This is a genomic window from Streptomyces sp. CC53, from assembly GCF_001865245.1.
In the GTDB taxonomy this organism is placed as follows: Bacteria; Actinomycetota; Actinomycetes; order Streptomycetales; family Streptomycetaceae; genus Streptomyces.
The window spans coordinates 72304-96007 of sequence record NZ_MKXB01000170.1; the positions used below are offsets into that span (position 1 = coordinate 72304).

Sequence of the window (23704 nt, forward strand, 5' to 3'; positions counted from 1 at the left end):
GGAAAAACGTGAAAACCTGCGGCAATCACCGAAAGTGATTACCGCAGGTCAGAGCGGCCAATCTGGCGTATGCGCAGGTCAGGCGATCATGGCCGAAAGTTCGGGAACTACCGCTGATCGGCGGCGCCGGGGCGGGGGCGGCTCGGCCCGGAGCCGGGCTGCCCCCGCCTTGCTGCCCGGCGCGACCGGGGCCCGGTCGGCTCCATGTCGCAAAGCTGCCAGCAACCGCCCTTCCCGCCGCGTCACACTGACGGGGAGGAAGGGATGGACGAGTCATGACCGTGTACACGCAGGTCGGAAGCCCGCTGGGCGACATCCTGCTGGTCGGCGACGAGCAGCCCGACGGGTCCGCCGCCCTGCGCTCGGTGTCGTTGCCCGGGCAGAAGGGCGGCGCCGTCGTCCGGGACGCCGGGCGGCGCGCGCCCGCGGCTTTCACCCCGGTCGTCGAGCAGCTCGACGCGTACTTCGCCGGCAGCAGGACCCGCTTCGACGTGCCCTGGGTGATGCCGGCCACGGCAACCGCGTTCCAGCAGCGGGTGTGGCGGGTCCTCGACGACATCCCGTATGGCACGACGGTGACGTACGGGGAGGTCGCCGCCCGCGTCGGTATCGGCGGCGCCGGAGTGCGGGCGGTGGGCACCGCGATCGGACGCAATCCCCTGCTGGTGGTGCGGCCTTGCCACCGGGTGATCGGCGCGGACGGTGCGCTGCGCGGGTACGCCGCCGGCGCGGAACGCAAGCAACTGCTGCTCGGTTGGGAAGGGGCACGCGTACGGTGACCGGCGGCGGGCTGTTCGCCTTGCCGCGCGGCCGGGCCGAGCTCGCGCCGGGGGCCGTGCACCTGCCGGGCTGGCTGTCCGTGGAGCAACAGCGGGACCTGGTGGACGCCTGCCGGTCGTGGGCCCGCGGCCCGGTACCGCTGCGGCACCCGGCGCTGCCGGGTGGCGGGGTGATGTCCGTCCGGACGCTGTGCCTCGGCTGGCACTGGCAGCCGTACCGCTACAGCCGGACCGCCGACGACGTGAACGGCGCCCGGGTCGCACCCCTCCCCGGTTGGCTGGCCGAGTGGGGGCGGGCGGCGGTGGCGGAGGCGTACGGCGACGACGGCGGGTACGCGCCGGATGCCGCTCTGGTGAACTTCTACGACGCCGACGCGCGGATGGGCATGCACCGGGACGGGGAGGAGCGATGCGACGCCCCGGTGGTGTCGCTCAGCCTCGGCGACAGCTGCGTCTTCCGGTTCGGGAACACGGAGCACCGGGGGAAGCCGTACACCGACGTGGAACTGGCTTCGGGGGACCTGTTGGTCTTCGGCGGGCCTTCCCGCTTCGCCTACCACGGGGTGACGAAGGTGTACTCGGGCACGGGGGACCCGGCCACGGGAATGCGCGGGGGTCGTCTGAACATCACTCTGCGGGAGACCGGCCTGACGGACCGTCCCCCGGAGCCGGAGCCGACGGGCCACCCGTGAGGCCGGCCCCGCGCCCGGTCCCGGCACCCCGGCTAGCGGGAGCGTGAGTGGCCGAACAGGATGCGGTACCCGATGAGCAGCACCAGTGATCCGCCGATGGCGGCCAGCCACGTGGCGCCGTCGAAGAACTCGTTGCTGATCGGCCGGTCGAGGAAGCGGGCCGACAGCCAACCGCCCGTGAAGGCACCCGCTATGCCGATGAGGGTCGTGCCGATGAGGCCGCCCGGGTCGCGCCCCGGGAGCAGGACCTTCGCTATGACACCGGCCAGCAGGCCGAGGACGATCCAGCCGACGACGGTCATGCCGTCCTCCTTTCCTCTCGTGTGGTTCGGGGGTGTTGTCCCACAGGACGCCGCGAGTGCGGGTGAGGGTTGCCCAGGTCAGTAGGGTGCGGTGCATGTCAAGGGAACTCCGCCGGTCTTTGGGTGTCTTCGACGCGGTCGTCATCGGTCTGGGATCGATGGTCGGTGCCGGGATCTTCGCCGCGCTCGGCCCGGCCGCCGGGGCGGCAGGCAGCGGACTGCTCGCGGGACTGGGGCTGGCCGCCGCCGTGGCGTACTGCAACGCGATGGCCTCGGCGCGGCTCGCGGCCCGCTATCCGGCGTCGGGTGGCACGTACGTGTACGGCCGGGAGCGCCTGGGTCCCTTCTGGGGTTATCTCGCCGGCTGGTCCTTCGTGGTCGGCAAGACCGCGTCGTGCGCGGCGATGGCGTTGACGGTCGGTGTCTACGTGTGGCCCGAGCAGGCCCATGCGGTGGCGGTCGCGGCGGTCGTGGCGCTTACCGCCGTGAACTACGGCGGTGTGCAGAAGTCGGCGCTCGTGACGCGCACGATCGTCGCCGTGGTGCTGGCGGTCCTGGCGGCCGTGGTGGTGTCCTGCCTTTCGTCGGGTGCGGCGGACTTCGGGCGGTTGGGTTTTGCCGGCGACGCGTCGGCGGGTGGTGTGCTGCAGGCGGCGGGGCTGCTGTTCTTCGCGTTCGCCGGCTACGCGCGGATCGCCACTCTCGGGGAGGAGGTACGGGACCCGGAGCGGACGATCCCTCGGGCGGTTCCGCTGGCGCTGGGTATCGCGCTGGTGGCCTATGTGGGGGTGGCGGTCTCCGTTCTGTCGGTGTTGGGGTCCGGGGACCTCGGTCGGTCGACGGCGCCCTTGGCGGATGCCGTGCGGGCCGCGGGGGTCGAGGGGTTGGCGCCGGTGGTGCGGGTGGCGGCGGCGGTGGCGGCGCTCGGGTCGCTGCTGGCGTTGATCCTCGGGGTGTCCCGTACGACTCTGGCCATGGCGAGGGACGGCCACCTGCCGCAGGGGCTGGCCGCGGTGCATCCGCGTTTCCAGGTGCCGCATCACGCGGAGCTCGCCGTGGGCATCGTCGTGGCGGTCGTGGCGGCCACGGCTGACGTGCGCGGTGCGATCGGCTTCTCGTCGTTCGGCGTGCTGCTCTACTACGCCATCGCGAACGCGTCCGCGTGGACGCTCACGCCTGGACTGTCGTCGATCCGCCTGCTGGCGGCCGGCGGGTTGGCGGGCTGCCTCGTCCTGGCGTTCTCGTTGCCGCTGCCGTCGGTTCTGGCGGGCGCGGCCGTCGTCGCGGCGGGTGCCGTGCTGTACGCGGTACGGGGCGGGGGCACGCCGGAGGGTGGCCGTTCCAGCCGTATGTCGCGGGGGTAGCGGGCAGCGGGCCCGCTGGTGCCGTGGGCGGCGCCCGCCCCGGTGGTGGACGCGTGGCGCCGTGACGGAACGGCGTCGGCCGTGGCGGCGCAGCTCCGCTTGGGCTCATGTTTCCGCGGGAGGCCGCGGCAGGCTATCGGCCCGGGACGAACCGTTCGTGACTCTGTGTAGTCGCTCATGGGTCCATGATGGACCCTGCGGCCGACTGCCCGCCCTGCCTGTGGATAACTACCGCTGCCAGGTGCTCGCGAAGGCCCGGTCCGTCGGCACGATCTCCTTGCCGAGCGGCAGCAGGGACACGGGGACGAGCTTGAAGTTGGCGATGCCCAGCGGGATGCCGATGATCGTGACGCACAGGGCGATGCCCGTCGCGATGTGGCCGAGGGCGAGCCACCAGCCGGCGAGGACCAGCCACAGCACGTTGCCGAGGCAGGACGGGGCGCCCGCGTCGCGACGGTCCACGACGGTGTAGCCGAACGGCCAGAGCGCGTACAGGCCGATGCGGAAGGCCGCCAGGCCGAACGGGATCCCGATGATCGTGAGGCACAGCAGCAGGCCGGCGGCCACGTACCCGAGGAACAGCCAGAAGCCGCTGAGCACGAGCCAGATGATGTTCAGGATGATCTTCACGGGCGGTGACCTGCCATCTGTTCGAGTCGGGCGATGCGTTCCGAGATGGGCGGGTGGGTGGAGAACAGGCGGGACATGCCCTGTCCCGGCCGGAACGGATTCGCGATCATCATGTGGCTCGCGGTCTCGATCCTCGGTTCCGGCGGCAGCGGCAGCCGCTGCGTCCCGGCCTCCAGCTTGCGGAGGGCGTCGGCGAGAGCCAGGGGGTCACCGGTGAGCCGGGCGCCCGAGGCGTCGGCTTCGTACTCCCGGGAGCGGCTGACCGCGAGCTGGATCACCGAGGCCGCGAGCGGGCCCAGAATCATGATGAGCAGCATGCCCAGCAGCCCAGGGCCCTCGTCGTCCTCGGACCTGCCGACGGGGATCAGCCACGCGAAGTTGACCAGGAACACGATCACGGAGGCGAGCGCGCCTGCGACCGACGAGATGAGGATGTCGCGGTTGTAGACGTGGCTGAGTTCGTGGCCGATGACTCCGCGCAGTTCCCGCTCGTCCAGCAGGCTCAGGATGCCCTCCGTGCAGCAGACGGCGGCGTTGCGCGGGTTGCGGCCGGTCGCGAAGGCGTTGGGGGCCTGGGTCGGCGATATGTACAGCCGTGGCATGGGCTGCCTGGCCTGCGTGGACAGCTCCCGGACCATCCGGTAGAGCTGCGGGGCCTCGAACTCGCTGACGGGCCGTGCGCGCATGGCGCGCAGCGCCAGCTTGTCGCTGTTCCAGTACGCGTAGGCGTTGGTGCCGAGAGCGATCAGGACGGCGAGCAGCAGTCCCGTACGCCCGAAGAAGCTGCCGATCAGGATGATGAGTGCGGACAGTCCCCCGAGGAGTACGGCGGTTCTCAGCCCGTTGTGCCGGCGGTGCACGGTACGCCCTCCAAGTGGTGCGGCAGGGGAACCCTTCGCTGGTCTGGCTCCACTGTCCAGTGGACCCTCCCGTACTGGTCAACGCCAGGCGGAAGTGGCTGGTTCCCCGGTGTTTCGCGGGCCGTTCAGCGCGTGGGCTGCGCCGTTGGGGTGACTGAGCTCCGTACGGGGCGCCCCCGCCTCCGCCAAGGCACCGGGGAACGCCACCCCCTGGGAGTGGGAGGGGCACGGCTGCCGGCGGTGGTGCGGACAGCCGGCCGGGTTGCGTGCCGGACTCGTGATGCGGTGCAGGGCGGTGTCGCCGCCCTGCGGCTCGCCGGCAGCGAGCGGTCAGAAGAGGGAGGAGGCGGCGAAGCGCAGCACGAGCTGCGGGTAGCCGGAAAGCAGCACTCCGGCGACGCCGGTGAGGGCGATGGCAGCGGTGAGCGAGCCGGGCACCCGGCTGCGGGCGGGGGCGGGCGCGCCGGTGGCGGCCGCGGTCCCGGGCTGCGCCTCGGGAGCGCGGAAGAGGACGGCGGTCCAGCGCAGGTAGTAGAAGAGGGCGACGACCACGTTGACGCCCATGACGACCGCGAGCCAGCCGAGTCCGGCGTCGACGGCGGCGGAGAAGACGACGACCTTGGCGAAGAGGCCGATGACGCCGGGCGGCAGGCCCGCGAGGCAGAGCAGGAAGAAACCCAGGGCGAGCGCGGCGACGGGCCGCGTGGCGTACAGGCCGCGGTAGTCGCTGATGCGGTTGGCCGGGTGGGTGCGGGCGACGAGCGCGGCGACGGCGAAGGCCCCGAGGTTCACGACGGCGTACATGAGGGCGTACGCGACGGTGGCGCCGACCTGGTCGTCCCGGGAGTAGGCAGCTGCGGCGATCGGTACCAGCAGGTAGCCGGCCTGCCCGACGGACGACCAGGCGAGGAGGCGTACCGCGCTCCACGCGCGCGTGGGGACCTGCCGGAGGGCGGCGACGTTGCCGACGGTCATGGTGAGCGCGGCCAGGACGGCGAGGGCGGGCCCCCACACGTCCGCGTACGACGGGAAGGCGATGACGGTCACCAGGACGAGCCCGGTGAAGCCGACCGCCTTGCCGACGACGGACAGGTAGGCGGCGACGGGAAGGGGCGCTCCCACGTAGGTGTCCGGCACCCAGAAGTGGAAGGGCGCCGCGGCGGTCTTGAAGGCGAACCCGACCAGGGTGAGGGCCACCCCGGCCATGGTCAGGGTGCCGAGCCGGGCGGGCACGTCGTCGAGCCGCTGCGCGATCTCGGTGAGGTGGAGGCTGCCGGTCGCCGCGTACACGAAGCTGACACCGAGCAGGGTCACGGCAGTCGCGGTGACCGAGGACAGGAAGAACTTGAGTGCCGCCTCCCCGGACATGCGGTCGCCCCGCTTGAGTCCGACGAGCGCGAAGACGGGCAGCGAGGCGACCTCCAGTGCGACGACCAGGGTGGCGAGGTCGCGGGCTGCGGGCAGCAGCGCGGCCCCGGCGGCGGAGGCCAGCAGCAGGAACCAGAACTCGCCGGCGGGCAGCTTCTCCCGGGTGTCCGTCACGGAGAGGAGCGCGGTCAGCAGGGCTCCCCCGAGGGCCAGGAACTGGATGACCAGGGCGAAGTGGTCGGCGACGTAGCTGCACGCGCCGGGGTCGACCGTCAGGCAGAAGGTGGAGCGGTTCCCCGCGCGCAGCGGCACCAGGCTGAGCAGCGCGGCGGTGAGCCCGGCGACGGACACCCAGGCGAGCAGGGCCTTGCGGGCCTGCGGCAGGAACAGGTCGGCGACGAGGACGGCCAGGGCGACGACGGCGGCGATGGTGGGCGGGGCGATCACCGCCCAGTCGACGGCCTGCACGAGGTCGCCTGCGGCCGACGGGCCGGCGGCGGCCGCAGCGGCCCAGCCGGAGGCGTGCGGGGCTGCCTGGTCGGCCGCCGTGGTGAGAGGGGCGGCGCTCGTGGCGGCGGGGGTCACGACTTGCCTCCTGCGAGGAGCTGCTGCACGGCCGGGTCGGTGAGGCCGAGGAGGGCGGCGGGCCAGAGTCCCGCGAGGACGGTGAGCACGGCGAGCGGGGTCCACGCCGCGTACTCGTACGCCTGGACGTCGGCGAGCCGGGGTTCGGTGCCGGTGGGGGCGGCGCCCATGCAGACGCGACGCACGACGATCAGGAGGTACGCGGCGGTGAGGAGCGTGCCGAGTCCGGCGACGGCCATGAACGTGAGGAACGCAGGGCGGCTGAGGCCCGGCGCGGGGTGGAAGGCGCCGAACATGGCGAGCATCTCCCCCCAGAAGCCGGCGAGGCCGGGGAGGCCGAGGGAGGCGACGGCCGTGAAGGCGAGGAGGCCGCCGAGGTGCGGGGCGCGGCCGTACAGGGCGGCGCCGGTGGCGCCTGCGAGGGTGTCGAGGTCGGCGGTGCCGAAGCGGTCCTTGACCGCGCCGGCCAGGAAGAACAGCAGTCCGGTGATCAGGCCGTGGGCGATGTTCGCGAACAGCGCGCCGTTGACGCCGGTGGGGGTCATGGTGGCGATGCCGAGGAGTACGAAGCCCATGTGGCCGACGGACGAGTAGGCGATGAGCCGCTTGAGGTCGCCGGAGGCGCCGGGGCGGGCGAGGGCCAGGCAGGCGAGCGAGCCGTAGATGATGCCTGCGACGGCGAAGGCTGCGAGGTACGGCGCGAAGACCTGCATGCCGTCCGGCGCGATCGGGAGGACGATCCGGACGAAGCCGTACGTGCCCATCTTCAGCAGGACGCCGGCGAGGAGGACGGAGCCGACGGTGGGCGCGGCGGTGTGGGCGTCGGGCAGCCAGCTGTGCAGCGGCCACATCGGTGTCTTGACCGCGAGTCCGATCCCGATCGCGAGAACGGCGGTGACCTGCAGGGATGTGCTCAGCCCGCGGCCGTTGTCAGTGGCGAGTGCCACCATGTCGAAGGTGCCGGCCTTGAGTCCGATGAGGAGCAGGCCGAGCAGCATGACGACCGAGCCGAGGAGGGTGAAGAGGATGAACTTCCAGGCGGCCTGCTGCCGTCCCTCGCCGCCCCAGCGGGCGATGAGGAAGTACATCGGGACGAGCACCGTCTCGAACGCGAGGAAGAACAGCAGCAGGTCGAGGACGGCGAAGGTGGCGAGGGTGCCGGACTCGAGGAGCAGCAGCAGGGCCACGAACGCCTTCGGCGAGGGCCCCGCAGGCTGCTTGAAGTAGGTGTAGAGCGCACTGAGGAAGGTCAGCAGCGCGGTCATGACCAGGAGGGGGAGCGAGATGCCGTCGACGCCGAGGTGGATGCGCACGTCGAGTGCCTTGATCCAGCTGATGTCGGTCGTGGCCTGCATCCTCGACGGCTGGTCGTGGTCGAAGCCGAGGGTGAGGGCGATCGCGGCGAGGAGGACCGCACCGGTGACGGTCACACCGTGGCGGAGCACGGCTTGCTCGGGTGACCTGCCCTTCAGGCCGGGCGGGGCGGGCAGAAGCGCCGCGGCGGCGCCGAGGAGCGGGGCGGCGACGATGAACGCGAGGAGGAACTGCATCACGGATTCGCTGATATCGATCACGGCTCACGCTCCGGCGGCGACGAGGACGGCGGCGATCGCCAGGACGACGGAGCCGGCCAGCAGGACGCTGAGGTAGGTCTGCACGTTGCCGGTCTGGGCGCGGCGGACGGCGGCGCCGAGGAGGCCGGTGGTGAGGCCGGCTCCGCGGACGTAGGTGTCGACGACCTCGCGGTCCAGGAAGCGCACCAGGGACGCCGCCGCTTGGACGGGCCGCACGAACAGCACGTGGTAGGCGGCGTCGACGTGGAAGCCGGCGGCGGCGTGCCGGTGCAGTGGCCCGAGCAGCAGGCGTCCGGGGTCGGCGGGGTCGGGCGCGGAGGCGATCGAGCCGTATGCCGGGGTGTGGGTGGCGATGGCCTCGGCTTCGGACACGGCGGGCTCACCCTGGGGGTGAGCCGCGACGGCCCCCATCGGCACGGCGGTGGCCCGTGCGGTGGTGTGCCGCCAGGCGCCGTAGGTGACCAGTCCTCCGATGAGGGCGACGCCCGTGCTCAGGACGGCGGTGTTCGTCGTCGGGGTGAGGGCGTTGCCGTCGAACCAGTCGTCGAGGACGACGGCGGCCAGACCGAACGTGAGGGAGGGCAGTGCCAGGACCCAGAGGACGGCGTTCATGGCGACGGGCTGCCTGCCGTGGTCGGGGGCCTCGGCTCCCTTGCCGCGGAAGGTGAGCAGCCAGAGCCGCATCGCGTAGGCGGCGGTGAGGAGGGCGGTGAGCAGGCCCGCCGCGAGGACGGTCCAGCCGGCGCCGGCGGGGGCGACGTCCCGGTCGCCGAGGGCGGTGTACTCGGCCGCGACGAGGACGGCTTCCTTCGAGAAGAAGCCGGCGAAGGGCGGGATGGCCGCCAGGGCGAGGAGGGCGACGGTCATCGTCCAGTACGCGTCGGGGACGCGTCGGGCGAGGCCGCTCATGCGGGACATGGCGGCGAGCGAGTTCGTTCCGGAGGCGTGGATGACCACGCCGGCGGCGAGGAAGAGCACGGCCTTGAAGGCGCCGTGGGAGAGGAGGTGGAAGACGGCGGCTCCGCGGTCGCCGACGGCGAGGGCGCCGGCCATGTAGCCGAGCTGGCCGATGGTCGAGTAGGCGAGGACGCGTTTGATGTCGTCCTGGGCGAGCGCGGCGAGGGCGGAGCCGACCATGGTGACGGCGGCCATCACGGCGAGGACGGTCAGGGCGGCGGCGGAGGCCGCGAACAGCGGGAGGAGGCGCGCCACGAAGTAGATGCCCGCGGCGACCATGGTCGCGGCGTGGATGAGCGCGGAGACCGGTGTGGGGCCGGCCATGGCGTCGGGGAGCCAGGTGTGCAGCGGGAACTGGGCGGACTTCCCCGCGACGCCGGCCAGCAGGAGCAGGGCCACGAGCGTCGGGTGGTCGATGGCGCCGGCAGCCACGGAGCCGAGGATTCCGGTGATGCGGAACGTACCGGCGTCGATGGCCAGGGCGAAGAGTCCGATGAGGAATGGGACGTCGCCGAGCTTGGTGACGAGGAACGCCTTGAGGGAGGCGGCTCGGGCCTCGGGGGTCTCCCAGTAGTGACCCACGAGGAAGTACGAGCAGATGCCCATGATCTCCCAGCCGACCAGCAGCACCATCAGGTCGCCGGTGTAGACGACGAGCAGCATCGCGGAGGTGAAGAGGGACACGAGGGCCGCGTACGACGGGTAGCGCGGGTCGTCGCGGAGGTAGCCCGTGGAGTAGATCTGCACACAGGAGGCGACGAGTCCGACGAGCACGGCCGTGAGCACCGCGAACCCGTCGAGGTGCAGGGCCAGTTCGATCGGGACGGAGCCGGTGGGGGTGAGCTCGGTGGCCGCGTCGACGGCCTCCTGTCCGCCCTGCCGTACGGCGACCACGACGGCGGCGGCCAGGGCGCCCAGGGTAGGCAGCACCGCGAGCGGGCGGACGAACCCGGGGGCCGTACGGCCGAGGAGGAGACCTGCGGCGGCGCCGAGGAACGGGAGGAGGGGGACGAGGACGGCGAGAGTCGTGGTGGTCACGCGGTGGCCTGCGCCTTCTCGCCGGTGCCGGTGCGAGCCACGGGGGCGTCGTCGGGGCCCGCGGTCTCGGCGTTGTCGCGGAGCTTGTCGATGTCTGCGGTGCCGCGGGAGCGGTACACCATCAGGACGATCGCCAGGCCGATGCCGATCTCGGCGGCGGCGATGGCGATGGTGAAGAGCGTCAGGGCCTGGCCTGCGTGGAGGGCGTCGCGGAGCCAGACGTCGAAGGCGACGAGGTTCAGGTTGACGGCGTTGAGCATCAGCTCGACGGACATCAGGACCAGGATCGCGTTGCGGCGGGCAAGGACACCGTAGAGGCCGGTGCAGAACAGCAGGGCCGCGAGTACGGCCGGGTAGGCGAGGTGCATCAGCGCTTGCCCTCCCGGTCAGCGGGACCGGTCTCGTCCCCGTGGCCCTCGGGAGCTTTTGACGGCTTCCCCGAGGAGCCGTCGGGGGTCGCCACCGGCGCGTTCTTGCGGGAGAGGACGATGGCGCCCACCAGGGCGGCCAGGAGCAGGACGGAGAGCGCCTCGAACGGCAGGACCCAGTGCCGGAAGAGGATCTCTCCGGACACCCGGGTGGATCCCTGGGCGGGGCCGTCGAGGTCGATCCAGGTGGTGCGGAAGGCGTCGACGACCACCCAGACCAGGGCGGCTGCCGCGGCGACGGCCACGGCGAGGGCGGCGGGCCGGTTGCCTGAGTCGGCGTCCGGGGAGCGGCCGATGGGTGCCTTCGTGAGCATGAGACCGAAGAGGAGGAGGACGACGACGGAACCGACGTAGATCAGTACCTGGACCCAGGCGATGAACTCCGCGGTGAGCAGGAGGTACTCGACGGCGAGTCCGCCGAGGGCCGCGACCAGCCAGAGGGCGGCGTGCACCAGTTGGCGGGTGGTGACCGTCAGGACGGCGGCCCCGAGGGTGACGATGCCGACGAGGAGGAAGGTGATCTCCACGCCGGTGGGCGAGAGGAAACCGTTGGCGGCCGGTGCCAGCGGTGCCGTGGTCGCCGCGGTGGTCGGAGCCAGGGCGGTCGCGGCCGGGGCCAGCGCGAGGAGCATCACTCGGAACCTCCCTCGGGGGCGCCGCCGCGGCCTTCTGCCGGCCGGTCCGACGGGCGGCGGGGCGGGGTGCCGTGGGGCCCGGGGCCTTCGGGCGGAGTGTCCGTGGAGGAGGTGTCCGTGGAGGAGGTGTCGGTGGAGGAGGTGTCGGTGGAGGAGGTGTCGGTGGAGGAGGTGTCGGTGGAGGGAACGCCCTTGGACGGGGTGCCGGTGGGGGACGTGCCTGGAGAGGGGGTGCCCCGGGAGGGGCCGGTTTCGGTGGGGGGCGCCTTGGGGGCGGCCTGCTGTGCGGCGAGCTTCTCGGCGGTCTTGCGCGCGGCGGCGAGTTCCTTCGGCTCTTCGGCGGCCGGGTCCAGGGCGGGGGGCTCGGGGACCGTCCACATCCACTCGCGGAGCTTGTCCCGTTCGTGGGTGAGTTCGCGGATGTCCGTCTCCGCGTACTCGAACTCGGGCGACCAGAACAGCGCGTCGAAAGGACAGACCTCCACGCAGATGCCGCAGTACATGCAGAGGGCGAAGTCGATGGCGAAGCGGTCGAGGACGTTGCGGCTCCGCTCGCGGCCGCCCGGAGCGGCGGGGGGCACCGTCTCCTTGTGGGAGTCGATGTAGATGCACCAGTCGGGGCACTCACGGGCGCAGAGCATGCAGACCGTGCAGTTCTCCTCGAACAGGCCGATCACCCCGCGGGTACGCGGCGGCAGCTCGGGCTGGACGTCGGGGTACTGCGCGGTGACGGTCTTCTTCGTCATCGTGCGCAGCGTGACGGCCAGGCCCTTGGCCAGGCCGGAACCGGGAAGGGGAGCCATCAGTCGATCACCACCTTGACGATGCCGGTGAGGGCGATCTGGGCGAGTGCCAGGGGGACCAGAGCCGTCCAGGCGAATTTCTGCAGCTGGTCCTCGCGCAGCCGCGGGTAGCTCACGCGCAGCCAGATCACGAGGAAGGCGAGTACGGCCGTCTTCAGGAGGGTCCACAGCCAGCCGAGGCCCTCCGCGCCGAACGGGCCGTGCCAGCCGCCGAGGAAGAGGACGGTGGTCAGACCGCACAGGATCACGATGCCCGCGTACTCCGCGAGCAGGAAGAGAGCGAAACGCAGACCGGTGTACTCGGTGTACGCACCGAAGATGATCTCCGAGTCGGCGATCGGCATGTCGAAGGGCGGGCGCTGCAGCTCCGCCAGGCCGGCGACGAAGAACACGAGCGCGCCGGTGATCTGCCACGGCACCCACCACCACTCGAAGGCGTCCAGGATGCCCGGCAGGGACACCGTGCCGGCCGCCATCGCGACGGAGGCGGCGGCGAGCAGCATCGGCAGCTCGTACGCCAGGAGCTGCGCGGCGGTGCGCAGGCCGCCGAGGAGGGAGAACTTGTTGGCGGAGGCCCAGCCCGCCATGAGCGACCCGAGGACGCCGACGCCCATGACCGCGAGGACGAAGAAGATGCCGGCGTCGACCACCACGCCGACGGCGCCCTCCCCGGGCCCGACGGGGATGGCGACGAGGACGAGGAGGTACGGAAGGAGCGCTATGGCGGGCGCGAGCTGGAAGACGCGGCGGTCGGCTTCGGCCGGGACCACGTCCTCCTTCTGGGCGAACTTCACGCCGTCGGCGACGAGCTGGGCCCAGCCGTGGAAGCCGCCGGCGTACATGGGCCCGAGCCGGCCCTGCATATGGGCCATCACCTTGTGCTCGGTCTGACCGATCACCAGGGGCAGCGTCAGGAAGAGAGCGAAGACGACGACCAGGCGGAGGGCGACGTCGAGTACGTCGTTCACGCGTCTCCTTCGGGGTGTCGTCGCGGGTGGGCGGGTGCGCCGTCACCGGCCGGACCGGCCTCCGGGTCCGGGCGGTCCGGTTCGGGGGCGGAGGCGGGCGCGGCACCGGTCTCGGTACCGGGCTCCGGCTCCGGCTCGGCACCGGGCTCGGGCTCCGCCTCGGCAGCAGGTACGGATGCGGCGTCCGGCTCGGGCACGGGGACCGTGTCGGAAGGGGGCTTCGAGGTCGCGCCCGTCTCAGGCTCGGGCTCCTGCTGCTCCCGCCCCTGCTTCCCTTCCGGCTGCTGCTCCGCGGGCGGCTCGGCTTCCGGGTCGGTGAAGGCCGGGCGGGGGTTGTTCCAAGGCGCGTCGGCGCTCCGGGTGCGCGGCGGTGTCGGGGCTGCCGGCCGGCTCGCCTCGCCGTCTTCGGAACGCTGACCGGCCGAGCCTTCGCTCACGCTGCGGGCCCTGCGCTGCGTGGCCGAGCCCTCGCTCGCACTGCGGGCCCTGCGCTGCGTGGCCGAGCCTTCGCTCACGCTGCGGGCGCGTCGCGGTGGGGTGGCGGCCGGTGACGCCTCTGGGGTGGGGGCGGCGGCCTGGCTGGCGGAGCCTTCGCTCGCCGACCGGCTACGGCGTACCGGCCGGTCGCCGGTCGTGCGGGCGGTGCGGGTCGGGCGGGCCGCGGCGGGCGGGAGCTGCCCCTTCAGCGGGCCCCACTCGTTCGGGTCGGGGACGCCGGGCGGCAGCATCTGGCGGCGCTTGGGGCCGCCGTGGTCGGACTCGCCCGGCTCCTTGGCGCCCGGCCACGCCTTGGCGACCCTGGCGGCCAGCACGAAGTCCTTGCGGAGGGGGTGCCCCTCGAAGGTGTCGGGGAGGAGCAGGTGGGTGAGGTTCGGGTGGTCTGCGAAGACCACGCCGAACATCTCGTGCGTCTCGCGCTCGTGCCAGGCCGCTCCGGCGTAGACGCCGACGGCGCTGGGGAGCGTCGGGGCGGTGTGCGGGACGGTCGTGCGGAGCAGGAGGCGGCGGACCGCGCCGGGTGCCAGAGCCGCGACGTGGGCGCAGACCTGGTAGCCCGTGCCGGGTTCGTCGACGGCGCTGAGCCAGTCGAAGTACGAGCAGCCGAGCCGGTCCCGGGCCGTCTCCAGGGCGGTGAGCCAGTCGGCGGCGGGGACGTCGACGGTCAGCAGGTCGTACGCCCGCTCGGCGGAGGCGCCGGGGCCGAAGATCTCGGCCACGGCTCCGGGCAGTGAGTCGTACGGGTGCGGGTGCGGCGTGGTCACGGCCGGTCACCTCCGGGGGCGGGCGGCGGGGTGACCAGGCCGCTGCGGAGGGCTGCCGAGGAGGGGCGGGACGCGCCGCTCCGGGGGCCGTAGCGCTCGTCGAGAGACTCGCGGGCGATCTTCTCCTGCAGCTTCAGGATGCCTTGCAGGAGCGCCTCCGGCCGGGGCGGGCAGCCGGGGACGTACACGTCGACGGGGATGATCTGGTCGACGCCCTTGGTGACGGAGTACGAGTCCCAGTAGGGGCCGCCGCAGTTGGAGCAGGCGCCGAAGGAGATGACGTACTTGGGCTCCGGCATCTGCTCGTACAGGCGCTTGACGGCGGGCGCCATCTTGTCGGTGACCGTGCCGGAGACGATCATGAGGTCGGCCTGGCGGGGGCCTGGCGCGAAGGGGATGACGCCGAGCCGGATGAAGTCGTGCCGGGCCATGGAGGCGGCGATGAACTCGATGGCGCAGCAGGCGAGGCCGAAGTTGAAGACCCACAGGCTGTAGCGGCGGCCCCAGTTCAGGACCACCTTCATGGGCTCGGGCGCCAGCCGTGACAGCACGCCCAGCCTCTGCGGCTCGGGCAGCGGAACGGGCTCGGGCGCGGTCCCGGGAGTCACGTCCATGTCAGGACGCCCTTCTTGTACGCGTACAGCAGGCCCACGGCCAGGAAGCCGAGGAAGATGAACATCTCGACGAGCGTGGTCGCGCCGTACCCGGCGGCGGCGAAGACGGTCGCCCAGGGGAAGAGGAAGATCGAGTCGACCGCGAAGATCACGTAGAGGAAGGCGTACACGTAGTAGCGGACCTGGGTGTGGGCCCAGCCCTCCCCCACGGGGTCGACGCCGCACTCGTAGGTCAGGAACTTCTCCTGGGTCGGCACGACGGGCCGCAGCAGCCGCCCGGCAGCGAAGGCCACCGCCACGAAGAGCACGCCGACGACGGCCAGGAGTCCGACGACCGAGTAGCTCTGGAAGTAGTCGGCCGCGAGCCCGGTGCGTTCCGGCACATGCACGTCCGTCCGCTCCTCTCTCCGTGTCGTCCGGTGTCGTCCGGTGTCGTCCTGTCGTCTTGTACGCAGGGGAGTCTAGGCCCTGGCAAAGGCCCTGTGACCGGCCGTGCCGCCCCGCGGGAGACCGTCCCCTGGGCCCGTCGCGTGAAAAGGATCAGCGGCGGGTACTCAGCCCGGGCCGGGAGTGCCGTTCCGGCCCGTGGGCGGGGATGGAGAAGCATGATGGTTCTGGACAGGCGGCCGTCTCAGACAGGCGTCCACTATATGAGGTACTTAAGGAAGGGGACCCTTACCGACGTAGGGTGGGCGTTGGGGCGACCGGCCGGCCGGCCGCCTGCCGAGCGTTCTCCCGCCGACGGCGGAGAGACCCCTTGTTTCGAGGGAGGTCCAGTTCAGTGACCAACCAGGTCAGCAGCCCGGCCGAGCAGACAGGTCTCGGAGAGCAGCGTGGAGCGCCGGCTTCTGGGGCCGACTCCGCGGATCACGACGGGCACCACGGCACTCACCGCGACGGACACGACGAACACCGGGACGGACACCACCGAACCGACGAGCACCGCGACGGAGACGGCGACGCCCCCACCGCGGACGGCGGCGCCCACGGCGCTGACAACGGACGGGGTGGGCCCGACGAACGTCGGGACGGGCCGCTCGACGGCCCCGCTCGGCCCGCCGGTGAGACCGCGCAGCCGGGAGAGGCCGGGCAGCACGCAGAGCCGCACGAGGCCGGGCAGCCGGGAGAGGCCGGACAGGCCGGTGGCGGCGGGCGGTCCGGGAAGAAGGAGGTCCGCCGCCTGGAGCGGGTGATCATCCGTTTCGCGGGTGATTCGGGTGACGGCATGCAGCTGACGGGTGACCGGTTCACATCGGAGACGGCGTCGTTCGGGAACGACCTGTCGACGCTGCCGAACTTCCCGGCCGAGATCCGCGCTCCTGCCGGGACGCTGCCGGGTGTGTCGTCGTTCCAGCTGCATTTCGCGGACCACGACATCCTCACTCCGGGCGACGCGCCGAACGTGCTGGTGGCGATGAACCCGGCCGCGCTGAAGGCGAACATCGCCGACGTGCCGCGCGGCGGGGAGATCATCGTCAACACCGACGAGTTCGCCAAGCGGGCCATGGCGAAGGTCGGCTACGCCACCGACCCGCTGGAGGACGGCTCCCTGGACGGCTACCGGGTGCACCGGGTGCCGCTGACGACGTTGACGGTGGAGGCGCTGAAGGACTTCGGCCTGACCCGCAAGGAGGCGGAGCGGTCGAAGAACATGTTCGCGCTGGGCCTGCTGTCGTGGATGTACCACCGGCCGACCGAGGGCACCGAGAACTTCCTGCGCCGCAAGTTCGCGAAGAAGCCGCAGATCGCGGAGGCGAACGTGGCGGCCTTCCGGGCGGGCTGGAACTTCGGCGAGACCACGGAGGACTTCGCCGTCTCCTACGAGGTCGCCCCGGCCGCTTCGGCGTTCCCCGCCGGCACGTACCGCAACATCTCCGGCAACCTGGCGCTGTCGTACGGGCTGATCGCCGCCGCGCACCAGGCGGGCCTGCCCCTGTTCCTGGGCTCGTACCCGATCACCCCGGCCTCCGACATCCTGCACGAGCTCTCGAAGCACAAGAACTTCGGTGTGCGCACCTTCCAGGCGGAGGACGAGATCGCCGGCATCGGTGCGGCGCTGGGGGCGGCGTTCGGCGGGTCGCTCGCGGTGACGACGACGTCCGGTCCGGGTGTGGCGCTCAAGAGCGAGACGATCGGTCTCGCGGTGTCGCTGGAGCTGCCGCTGCTGATCGTCGACATCCAGCGCGGCGGCCCGTCCACGGGACTGCCGACCAAGACCGAGCAGGCGGACCTGTTGCAGGCGATGTACGGGCGCAACGGCGAGGCGCCGGTGCCGATCGTGGCGCCGTCGACACCCGCCGACTGCTTCGACGCGGCGCTGGAGGCGGCCCGCATCGCCCTTGCCTACCGCACTCCGGTCTTCCTGCTGTCGGACGGCTACCTGGCCAACGGGTCCGAGCCGTGGCGCATCCCCGACACCGACGACCTGCCGGACGTGTCGGTGGCGTTCGCTACCGGCCCCAACCACACCCTGGCCGACGGCACCGAGGTGTTCTGGCCGTACAAGCGGGACCCGCAGACGCTGGCCCGCCCCTGGGCGGTGCCGGGCACGCCGGGGCTGGAGCACCGCATCGGCGGCATCGAGAAGCAGGACGGCAGCGGCAACATCTCCTACGACCCCGCCAACCACGACTTCATGGTCCGCACCCGCCAGGCCAAGGTCGACGGCGTCACCGTGCCCGGCGTGCCGGTCGACGACCCCGGCGGCCGGGCGCGGCTGCTGGTGCTGGGCTGGGGCTCGACGTACGGGCCGATCACCGCCGCCGTGCGCCGGCTGCGCCGCGACGGCGAGCACGTCGCCCAGGCCCACCTGCGCCACCTCAACCCCCTGCCCGCGAACCTCGGCGAGGTCCTCGCGCGGTACGACAAGGTCGTCATCCCCGAGATGAACCTCGGACAGCTCGCCACCCTCGTGCGCGCCCGCTACCTCGTCGACGCGCACAGCCACACCCAGGTCAACGGCATGCCCTTCAAGGCCGAACAACTCGCCGCGGTCCTCAAGCAGGCCATGCACACCCCACACCCCACGCAGCAGGCGCAGCAGGCGCAGGCCGCGCGTCCTCACCAGGCCAAGGAGGCCATCGATGGCTGAGACGCTCCTCGACCTCGTTCCCAAGGCCGAGGCCGAGCAGTCGATGAAGGACTTCAAGTCCGACCAGGAAGTGCGCTGGTGCCCGGGCTGCGGCGACTACGCGATCCTCGCCGCCGTCCAGGGCTTCATGCCCCAGCTCGGCCTGGCCAAGGAGAACATCGTCTTCGTCTCCGGCATCGGCTGTTCCTCCCGTTTCCCGTACTACATGAACACCTACGGGATGCACTCCATCCACGGCCGCGCCCCCGCCATCGCCACCGGTCTGGCCGCCTCCCGCCGCGACCTGTCCGTCTGGGTCGTCACCGGCGACGGCGACGCCCTGTCCATCGGCGGCAACCACCTCATCCACGCCCTGCGCCGCAACGTCAACCTCAAGATCCTGCTGTTCAACAACCGGATCTACGGCCTGACCAAGGGCCAGTACTCCCCCACGTCGGAAGTCGGCAAGATCACCAAGTCGACGCCGATGGGCTCCCTCGACGCCCCCTTCAACCCCGTCTCCCTGGCCCTGGGTGCGGAAGCGTCGTTCGTGGCCCGCACGGTCGACTCCGACCGCAAGCACCTCACCGAGGTCCTGCGGCAGGCCGCCGACCACCCCGGCACCGCCCTGGTGGAGATCTACCAGAACTGCAACATCTTCAACGACGGCGCCTTCGACATCCTCAAGGACAAGGAGCAGGCCGAGGAAGCCGTCATCCGCCTGGAACACGGCCAGCCCATCCGCTTCGGCCGCGGCGGCGCCAAGGGCGTCGTCCGCAACCAGGCCACCGGCGACCTCGACGTCGTCACCGTCACCGCCGACAACGAAGCGGACGTCCTCGTCCACGACGCCCGGGCGGCCTCGCCCACGACCGCGTTCGCCCTGTCCCGGCTAGCCGACCCCGACACCCTCCACCACACCCCCATCGGGGTCCTGCGCAGCGTCCACCGGCCCGTCTACGACACCCTCATGGCCGACCAGCTCGACGAGGCGGTCCAGCAACGCGGCAAGGGCGACCTCGGCGCACTCCTCGCGGGCGGCGACACCTGGACCGTCGTCGGCTGAAGCCCGGCCGAGAGTGCGCCCGCACCTGGTCGTCCGCGGGTGACCCCCGGGCGCCCGTGTGCTCACCCGCGGACGGGCGGTGGGCGGCACCGGACGGCCGCCGCCGGGCACCGGAACGGAGGCGAGGCCCGGCCCTGAACCACATCAGGGCCGGGCCTCGCCGTGTCCACGGCGGTGAGCGCGGCCGTACCGCCAAGACGCGTGGGACACCGCCGCGGTGGCGGGCCGGACCCGGGCAGCGCACCCGGGACGGTCATGACCGTATGGCGATACGGGCATGACACCGTGGCCGGTCCGGCGCTACCGTCAGGCGGACAGGGCGTGCGGAAGGGCGGTGGCGCGTGGCGGCCAAGGGCAGCAGCGGAACGGGCGGAAGCGAGCCGGCGGCGGGGCTCGACGGGGCGGCGGACGCCGGCTCGGGCCGGAAGGCCGGGCTCCTCTACGGCTTCGCCGCGTACGGGATGTGGGGGCTGTTCCCGCTGTACTGGCCCCTCCTCCAACCGGCGGGCGCGCTGGAGATCCTGGCGCACCGGATGGTGTGGTCCCTGGCGACCATCGCCCTGGCGCTGCTGGCCCTGCGCCGCTGGGGGTGGATACCCGGGCTGCTGCGGCAGCGGCGCAAGCTCGGCCTGATCACGGTCGCGGCCGCAGTGATCACCGTCAACTGGGGCCTCTACATCTGGTCCGTGAACGCCGGCTACGTCGTGGAGTCGTCCCTCGGCTACTTCATCAACCCGCTCGTCACCATCGCCATGGGCGTCCTGCTGCTGAAGGAGCGGCTGCGGCCCGCCCAGTGGATCGCGGTCGGCACCGGGTTCGCCGCCGTGGTCGTGCTGGCCGTCGGCTACGGGCGCCCGCCGTGGATCTCCCTGGTGCTGGCGTTCTCGTTCGCCACGTACGGCCTGGTGAAGAAGACGGTCAACCTCGGCGGGCTGGAGTCGCTGGCCGCGGAGACGGCGATCCAGTTCCTGCCCGCGCTGGCGTACCTGCTGTGGCTGGGCTCGCAGGGTTCGGCGGCGTTCGGCAGCGCGGGCGTCGGCCACATGGCGCTGCTGGCGTCGGCCGGCCTGGTCACCGCCGTGCCGCTGGTGTGCTTCGGCGCGGCCGCCATCCGCGTCCCGCTGTCCACGATCGGACTGTTGCAGTACCTGGCGCCGGTCTTCCAGTTCCTGCTGGGCGTCCTGTACTTCCGCGAGGCCATGCCGCCCGAGCGCTGGGCGGGCTTCGGGCTCGTGTGGCTGGCGCTGTCCATCCTGACCTGGGACGCCCTGCGCACGGCGCGGCGCTCCCGGGCGCGGGCGCAGGCGCTGCGGCGGGCCGCCGCGACCGGCTCCCCGGCATCGGGAACCGCGGCGTCCGGCGCCGGGGCCGCGGAGGGGACCGCTTCCGCGCAGGCGAGCCGCGCGGGAGCATCCGCGCCGGAAGCTCCGGCGGCCGGCGCGCCCGCCGCCGGAGCGCCCTTCTCCTGAGCGTCCGCGGCCTGAGCGTCCGGGCGTCCGGCGCGTCGGCGTCCGGGCGTCTGTGCGTCTACGTCGTGCCTGCCGCCCCCGCCCCGTCCTGCCTCCCCCGCGGTCGCAGGACCGCGTGCGGACGCGCCGCCGCGGGCCCCGTCAGCCGCCTTCCGGCAGCAGGCCTGCCTCGATCCGGTCCATGACCGCCCGCCAGTGAGCGCGGCGCTCCTCCCGCTCCCGGGCGCCCGCCAGGCGCTCCTGGTGGAAGCGGAGTACAGCCTTCCCGGGTCCCGCCGGGGAGACGGCGACCTGGAGGACGGTGTCGCCGTAGGTGAGGCGTACGCGGTCGCCGGGGCGGTGGCTGCGGATCTCGCCCGCCACCCCGTCGGCGGTCTCGTACCGCGCTCCCTTCTCCACGGGCAGCGGACGGTCCGTGCCGAGCCACAGTGCGGTGCCTTCGGGGCCGGCGACGAAGTCCCAGACCGTCTCCACCGGCAGCGGCAGCGTCCTGGAGACGCCGATCTCCCAGCCGGCGTCCTTGGTGAACCCTGTGGGCATCTGCCGTTCTCCTCGGTCTCGGTGGTCCTGGGGGGTGCGGCGGTCGGCTTGGCGCGGTGTCACCCTTCGGCCGCCGCGGCGGTGCTGGCGCCGCCGTCCCGGGCGTCCGCGCGGGCGCGGTGGGTCCGCACCTTCTGGCGGTTCCCGCACCGCTCCATCGCGCACCAGCGGCGGCGGCCCGGTCGGGACGTGTCGACGAAGAGCAGGTGGCAGTCGTGTGCACCGCACTCGCGGAGGCGGTGCGCGTAGGGGCCGGTGAACAGGTCGATCGCGTCCCGGGCCACCGTCGACACCAGCCCCGCGACCGTCGCCCCCGGTGCCCACGCGCGGCGGCCCGCCGGGGTCATGCGCACGGCCAGCGGAGGCGCTGCGGCCGCGGTGTTGAGGGCCTCGACCGCCGACGGGTCCAGCGGGGTGGCGTGCGCCCGCGCGGCGGCCAGGCCGTGCAGGGCGTCGCGCAGTGCCCTTACGGCGGCCAGGTCGGTGTCCGCCGCTTCCAGCCGCAGCCCGGGGTCCAGCCGGCTGGCCGCCACCCAGTCGTACAGGCCCGCGGGCGTGTCGAGCACCTCGTAGCGTGCGAGGGGCCCGGGCCCGCCGGTCAGAAGCAGCTCCAGGCACAGGGCGCCCGGATCGAAGCGGTACGCGCGTCCCTCCGGTGTGCGGAGAGTGAGACCTGTTGCGGACTCGATCATGTAACTACTATAACCAGTTACATGAACGCACTCCACTGGAAGCTTGTGATCGACGCGAACGACCCGCACGCGCAGGCCGCCTTCTGGGCGCAGGCACTGGGCTATGCGGTGGAGGACCACAGCGCCCTCATCGAGCGGCTCCTCGCCGCTGGGCACGCGTCCGCCGACCAGACCGTCGAGGCACAGGGCCGGTACGCATGGCGGGATCTGGCCGCCGTCCGGCATCCGGACGACCCCTACGACGAGGCGACCGGCACGGGGACGGGCCGACGGTTGCTGTTCCAGCACGTCCCGGAGGCCAAGACCGTCAAGAACCGTGTGCACCTCGACGTGCACACAGGCCCCGACCGCGACCGGGAGGCGGAGGTGAGGCGCCTGGAGGGCCTCGGCGCGTCCGTGCTGCGGCGCGTCCAGGAGCCGGCGGGCACATGGATCGTCATGCAGGACCCGGAGGGCAACGAGTTCTGCGTGCACTGAGACCCGCGCCCGGCGCTTCCCCGCGCCCTCGGCCCCGCCGCCACCACGCCCGGTCCCCGGCAAGGCCGCCCCTGCTCCCCGCCGGGCGAGGTCCGGCCCACGACCAAGGCGTGCGCGCCGGCGTGGGCTCCGCTATGCGAACAGCGGTGACCGGAAAGCACCCTTGACGCTTCATCAGAACGTCGCCGACCATTCACCACGCACTGCACGCGTCACGCACTGCACGCTCTGAACGTCACGCGTTCACCGCGTGGCGCATGCGCACCACCCGCTCCAACGCCCCGCTTCACCGCCGTCGCGGGGCGCTCGCACGTTCCGTCCCATCCCCGTACGGAATTCGGAGCCCCCCACATGAGGATCCACGCGTCCCGAATATCGCGCAGACGCACCACCGCGTCCGCCGTGCTCGCCCTCGCCGCCCTGGTCGGCGGAGCCGCGCCCACCGCACTCGCGTCACCGTCCGCTCCCCAGGCACCGTCGGCCGCCGCGGCGCCCGACATCCCCGTGGCCAACGTCAAGGCACACCTCACGCAGTTCCAGTCGATCGCCTCCGCGAACGGCGGCAACCGCGCCCACGGGCGGCCCGGCTACCGCGCCTCCGTGGACTACCTGAAGGCCAAGCTGGACGCCGCCGGCTACACCACCACCGTCCAGCAGTTCACCAGCAACGGGTCCGTCGGCTACAACCTCATCGCGGACTGGCCCGGCGGCGACGCCAACCAGGTGCTGATGGCCGGCGCCCACCTCGACTCGGTCTCGTCCGGCCCCGGCATCAACGACAACGGCTCCGGTTCCGCGGCCGTCCTGGAGACCGCCCTCGCCGTGTCCCGGGCGGGGTACCAGCCCGACAAGCACCTGCGGTTCGCCTGGTGGGGCGCCGAGGAACTCGGGCTCGTCGGCTCCCGCTACTACGTCGGGAACCTGCCGACGTCGGAGCGGTCCAAGATCTCCGGCTACCTGAACTTCGACATGATCGGGTCGCCGAACCCGGGCTACTTCGTCTACGACGACGACCCCGTCATCGAGAAGACCTTCAAGGACTTCTTCGCCGGGATCGGCGTCCCCACGGAGATCGAGACCGAGGGCGACGGGCGCTCCGACCACGCCTCCTTCAAGAACGTGGGCATCCCGGTCGGCGGCCTGTTCACCGGCGCCAGCCGCACCAAGACCTCGTCGCAGGCGCAGAAGTGGGGCGGCACCGCCGGTCAGTCCTTCGACCGCTGCTACCACTCGTCGTGCGACACCACGTCGAACATCAACGACACCGCGCTCGACCGGAACAGCGACGCCCTCGCGCACGCCGTGTGGACCCTGTCCTCCGGCGGGACGACGGAGCCGCCGACGGGTGACACGTACGAGAACACGAACGACGTCGCGATCCCGGACAACGGCGCCGCGGTCTCCTCGTCCCTCACCGTGACCGGCCGCACCGGCAACGCCCCGTCGGACCTCCAGGTCGGCGTCGACATCGTGCACACGTGGCGCGGTGACCTGGTCGTCGACCTGATCGCCCCCGACGGCTCGGCGTACC

General features: G+C 72.4%; 23 protein-coding genes and 1 pseudogene. 8 read left to right on the forward strand and 16 right to left on the reverse strand.

Annotated elements, in window-relative coordinates; translation table 11 throughout:
* Positions 1-275: 275 nt before the first annotated feature.
* Positions 276-779, forward strand: a complete 504-nt coding sequence (locus BJP40_RS21065) for a methylated-DNA--[protein]-cysteine S-methyltransferase (RefSeq protein ID WP_071281675.1) — start codon at positions 276-278, stop codon at positions 777-779.
* Complete coding sequence (locus tag BJP40_RS21070; protein ID WP_071281676.1) at positions 776-1471, forward strand: alpha-ketoglutarate-dependent dioxygenase AlkB; 696 nt, start codon at positions 776-778, stop codon at positions 1469-1471. The genes BJP40_RS21065 and BJP40_RS21070 overlap by 4 nt, the downstream gene beginning before the upstream one ends.
* 32 nt (positions 1472-1503) lie before the next feature.
* On the opposite strand, the gene BJP40_RS21075 is transcribed toward BJP40_RS21070, so the two are convergent.
* Entirely contained in the window at positions 1504-1773 is a 270-nt protein-coding gene (locus BJP40_RS21075; protein ID WP_071269008.1) for a GlsB/YeaQ/YmgE family stress response membrane protein, read from the reverse strand.
* Between the two features lie 95 nt (positions 1774-1868).
* On the opposite strand from BJP40_RS21075, the gene BJP40_RS21080 reads away from it, so the two are divergent.
* Entirely contained in the window at positions 1869-3137 is a 1269-nt protein-coding gene (locus tag BJP40_RS21080; protein ID WP_071281710.1) for an APC family permease, read from the forward strand.
* 228 nt (positions 3138-3365) lie between these two features.
* Here the strand turns inward: BJP40_RS21080 and BJP40_RS21085 are convergent, their stop codons facing one another.
* The 13 genes from BJP40_RS21085 to BJP40_RS34445 all read right to left on the reverse strand — a co-directional run bounded on the left by BJP40_RS21085 (position 3366) and on the right by BJP40_RS34445 (position 15967).
* On the reverse strand, positions 3366-3767 hold the full coding sequence (locus BJP40_RS21085; protein WP_071269006.1) for a YccF domain-containing protein: 402 nt from the start codon (positions 3765-3767) through the stop codon (positions 3366-3368).
* Positions 3764-4627 (reverse strand): zinc metalloprotease HtpX, encoded by an 864-nt coding sequence (htpX, locus tag BJP40_RS21090; protein WP_071281677.1) that lies wholly within the window; start codon positions 4625-4627, stop codon positions 3764-3766. The genes BJP40_RS21085 and htpX overlap by 4 nt, the downstream gene beginning before the upstream one ends.
* Positions 4628-4957: 330 nt before the next feature.
* Positions 4958-6580, reverse strand: a complete 1623-nt coding sequence (locus BJP40_RS21095; protein ID WP_079171338.1) for an NADH-quinone oxidoreductase subunit N — start codon at positions 6578-6580, stop codon at positions 4958-4960.
* The gene (locus tag BJP40_RS21100; protein WP_071269002.1) at positions 6577-8154 is read right to left on the reverse strand and encodes a NuoM family protein; all 1578 of its coding nucleotides are present in this window, start codon (positions 8152-8154) and stop codon (positions 6577-6579) included. The genes BJP40_RS21095 and BJP40_RS21100 overlap by 4 nt, the downstream gene beginning before the upstream one ends.
* A gap of 3 nt (positions 8155-8157) precedes the next feature.
* Positions 8158-10149, reverse strand: coding sequence for an NADH-quinone oxidoreductase subunit L (locus BJP40_RS21105; RefSeq protein ID WP_071281678.1), 1992 nt, complete (start codon positions 10147-10149; stop codon positions 8158-8160).
* Entirely contained in the window at positions 10146-10517 is a 372-nt protein-coding gene (gene nuoK / locus BJP40_RS21110; RefSeq protein ID WP_071268998.1) for an NADH-quinone oxidoreductase subunit NuoK, read from the reverse strand. The genes BJP40_RS21105 and nuoK overlap by 4 nt, the downstream gene beginning before the upstream one ends.
* Positions 10517-11209, reverse strand: coding sequence for an NADH-quinone oxidoreductase subunit J (locus BJP40_RS21115; RefSeq protein WP_071281679.1), 693 nt, complete (start codon positions 11207-11209; stop codon positions 10517-10519). Before BJP40_RS21115 ends, nuoK begins: the two co-directional genes overlap by 1 nt.
* The gene (locus tag BJP40_RS21120) at positions 11209-12015 is read right to left on the reverse strand and encodes an NADH-quinone oxidoreductase subunit I (RefSeq protein ID WP_079171339.1); all 807 of its coding nucleotides are present in this window, start codon (positions 12013-12015) and stop codon (positions 11209-11211) included. The genes BJP40_RS21115 and BJP40_RS21120 overlap by 1 nt, the downstream gene beginning before the upstream one ends.
* On the reverse strand, positions 12015-12983 hold the full coding sequence (locus BJP40_RS21125) for a complex I subunit 1 family protein (RefSeq protein WP_071281680.1): 969 nt from the start codon (positions 12981-12983) through the stop codon (positions 12015-12017). Before BJP40_RS21125 ends, BJP40_RS21120 begins: the two co-directional genes overlap by 1 nt.
* Positions 12980-14245: an NADH-quinone oxidoreductase subunit C gene (locus BJP40_RS21130; RefSeq protein ID WP_079171340.1), complete on the reverse strand. Its 1266-nt coding sequence runs from the start codon at positions 14243-14245 to the stop codon at positions 12980-12982. The genes BJP40_RS21125 and BJP40_RS21130 overlap by 4 nt, the downstream gene beginning before the upstream one ends.
* Positions 14242-14859: an NADH-quinone oxidoreductase subunit B gene (locus BJP40_RS21135; RefSeq protein WP_071281681.1), complete on the reverse strand. Its 618-nt coding sequence runs from the start codon at positions 14857-14859 to the stop codon at positions 14242-14244. Before BJP40_RS21135 ends, BJP40_RS21130 begins: the two co-directional genes overlap by 4 nt.
* Positions 14850-15242 (reverse strand): NADH-quinone oxidoreductase subunit A, encoded by a 393-nt coding sequence (locus BJP40_RS21140; RefSeq protein ID WP_071264819.1) that lies wholly within the window; start codon positions 15240-15242, stop codon positions 14850-14852. The genes BJP40_RS21135 and BJP40_RS21140 overlap by 10 nt, the downstream gene beginning before the upstream one ends.
* A gap of 395 nt (positions 15243-15637) precedes the next feature.
* Entirely contained in the window at positions 15638-15967 is a 330-nt protein-coding gene (locus BJP40_RS34445; protein ID WP_177204432.1) for a hypothetical protein, read from the reverse strand.
* Positions 15968-16018: 51 nt separating this feature from the next.
* On the opposite strand from BJP40_RS34445, the pseudogene BJP40_RS21150 reads away from it, so the two are divergent.
* The 3 genes and pseudogenes from BJP40_RS21150 to rarD form a co-directional block, all read left to right on the forward strand.
* A pseudogene (locus BJP40_RS21150) lies at positions 16019-17869 on the forward strand (2-oxoacid:acceptor oxidoreductase subunit alpha); the annotation flags it as partial.
* A gap of 73 nt (positions 17870-17942) precedes the next feature.
* Positions 17943-18995, forward strand: coding sequence for a 2-oxoacid:ferredoxin oxidoreductase subunit beta (locus tag BJP40_RS21155; protein WP_071264815.1), 1053 nt, complete (start codon positions 17943-17945; stop codon positions 18993-18995).
* A 461-nt stretch (positions 18996-19456) separates the two neighbouring features.
* Positions 19457-20464, forward strand: coding sequence for an EamA family transporter RarD (rarD, locus tag BJP40_RS21160; RefSeq protein ID WP_071264832.1), 1008 nt, complete (start codon positions 19457-19459; stop codon positions 20462-20464).
* Between the two features lie 141 nt (positions 20465-20605).
* Here the strand turns inward: rarD and BJP40_RS21165 are convergent, their stop codons facing one another.
* Together BJP40_RS21165 and BJP40_RS21170 are read right to left on the reverse strand one after the other, a co-directional pair.
* Positions 20606-21004 (reverse strand): SRPBCC domain-containing protein, encoded by a 399-nt coding sequence (locus BJP40_RS21165; protein ID WP_071281683.1) that lies wholly within the window; start codon positions 21002-21004, stop codon positions 20606-20608.
* A gap of 59 nt (positions 21005-21063) precedes the next feature.
* A complete protein-coding gene (locus BJP40_RS21170; RefSeq protein WP_071281684.1) occupies positions 21064-21696 on the reverse strand; it encodes an ABATE domain-containing protein in 633 nt (210 codons plus the stop codon).
* A gap of 21 nt (positions 21697-21717) precedes the next feature.
* Here BJP40_RS21170 and BJP40_RS21175 point away from each other — a divergent pair, with 21 nt between their 5' ends.
* Together BJP40_RS21175 and BJP40_RS21180 are read left to right on the forward strand one after the other, a co-directional pair.
* Positions 21718-22173, forward strand: coding sequence for a VOC family protein (locus BJP40_RS21175; protein WP_071264809.1), 456 nt, complete (start codon positions 21718-21720; stop codon positions 22171-22173).
* Positions 22174-22524: 351 nt separating this feature from the next.
* On the forward strand, positions 22525-23704 hold a 1180-nt coding region (locus tag BJP40_RS21180; RefSeq protein ID WP_371258671.1), incomplete at its 3' end, for a M28 family peptidase.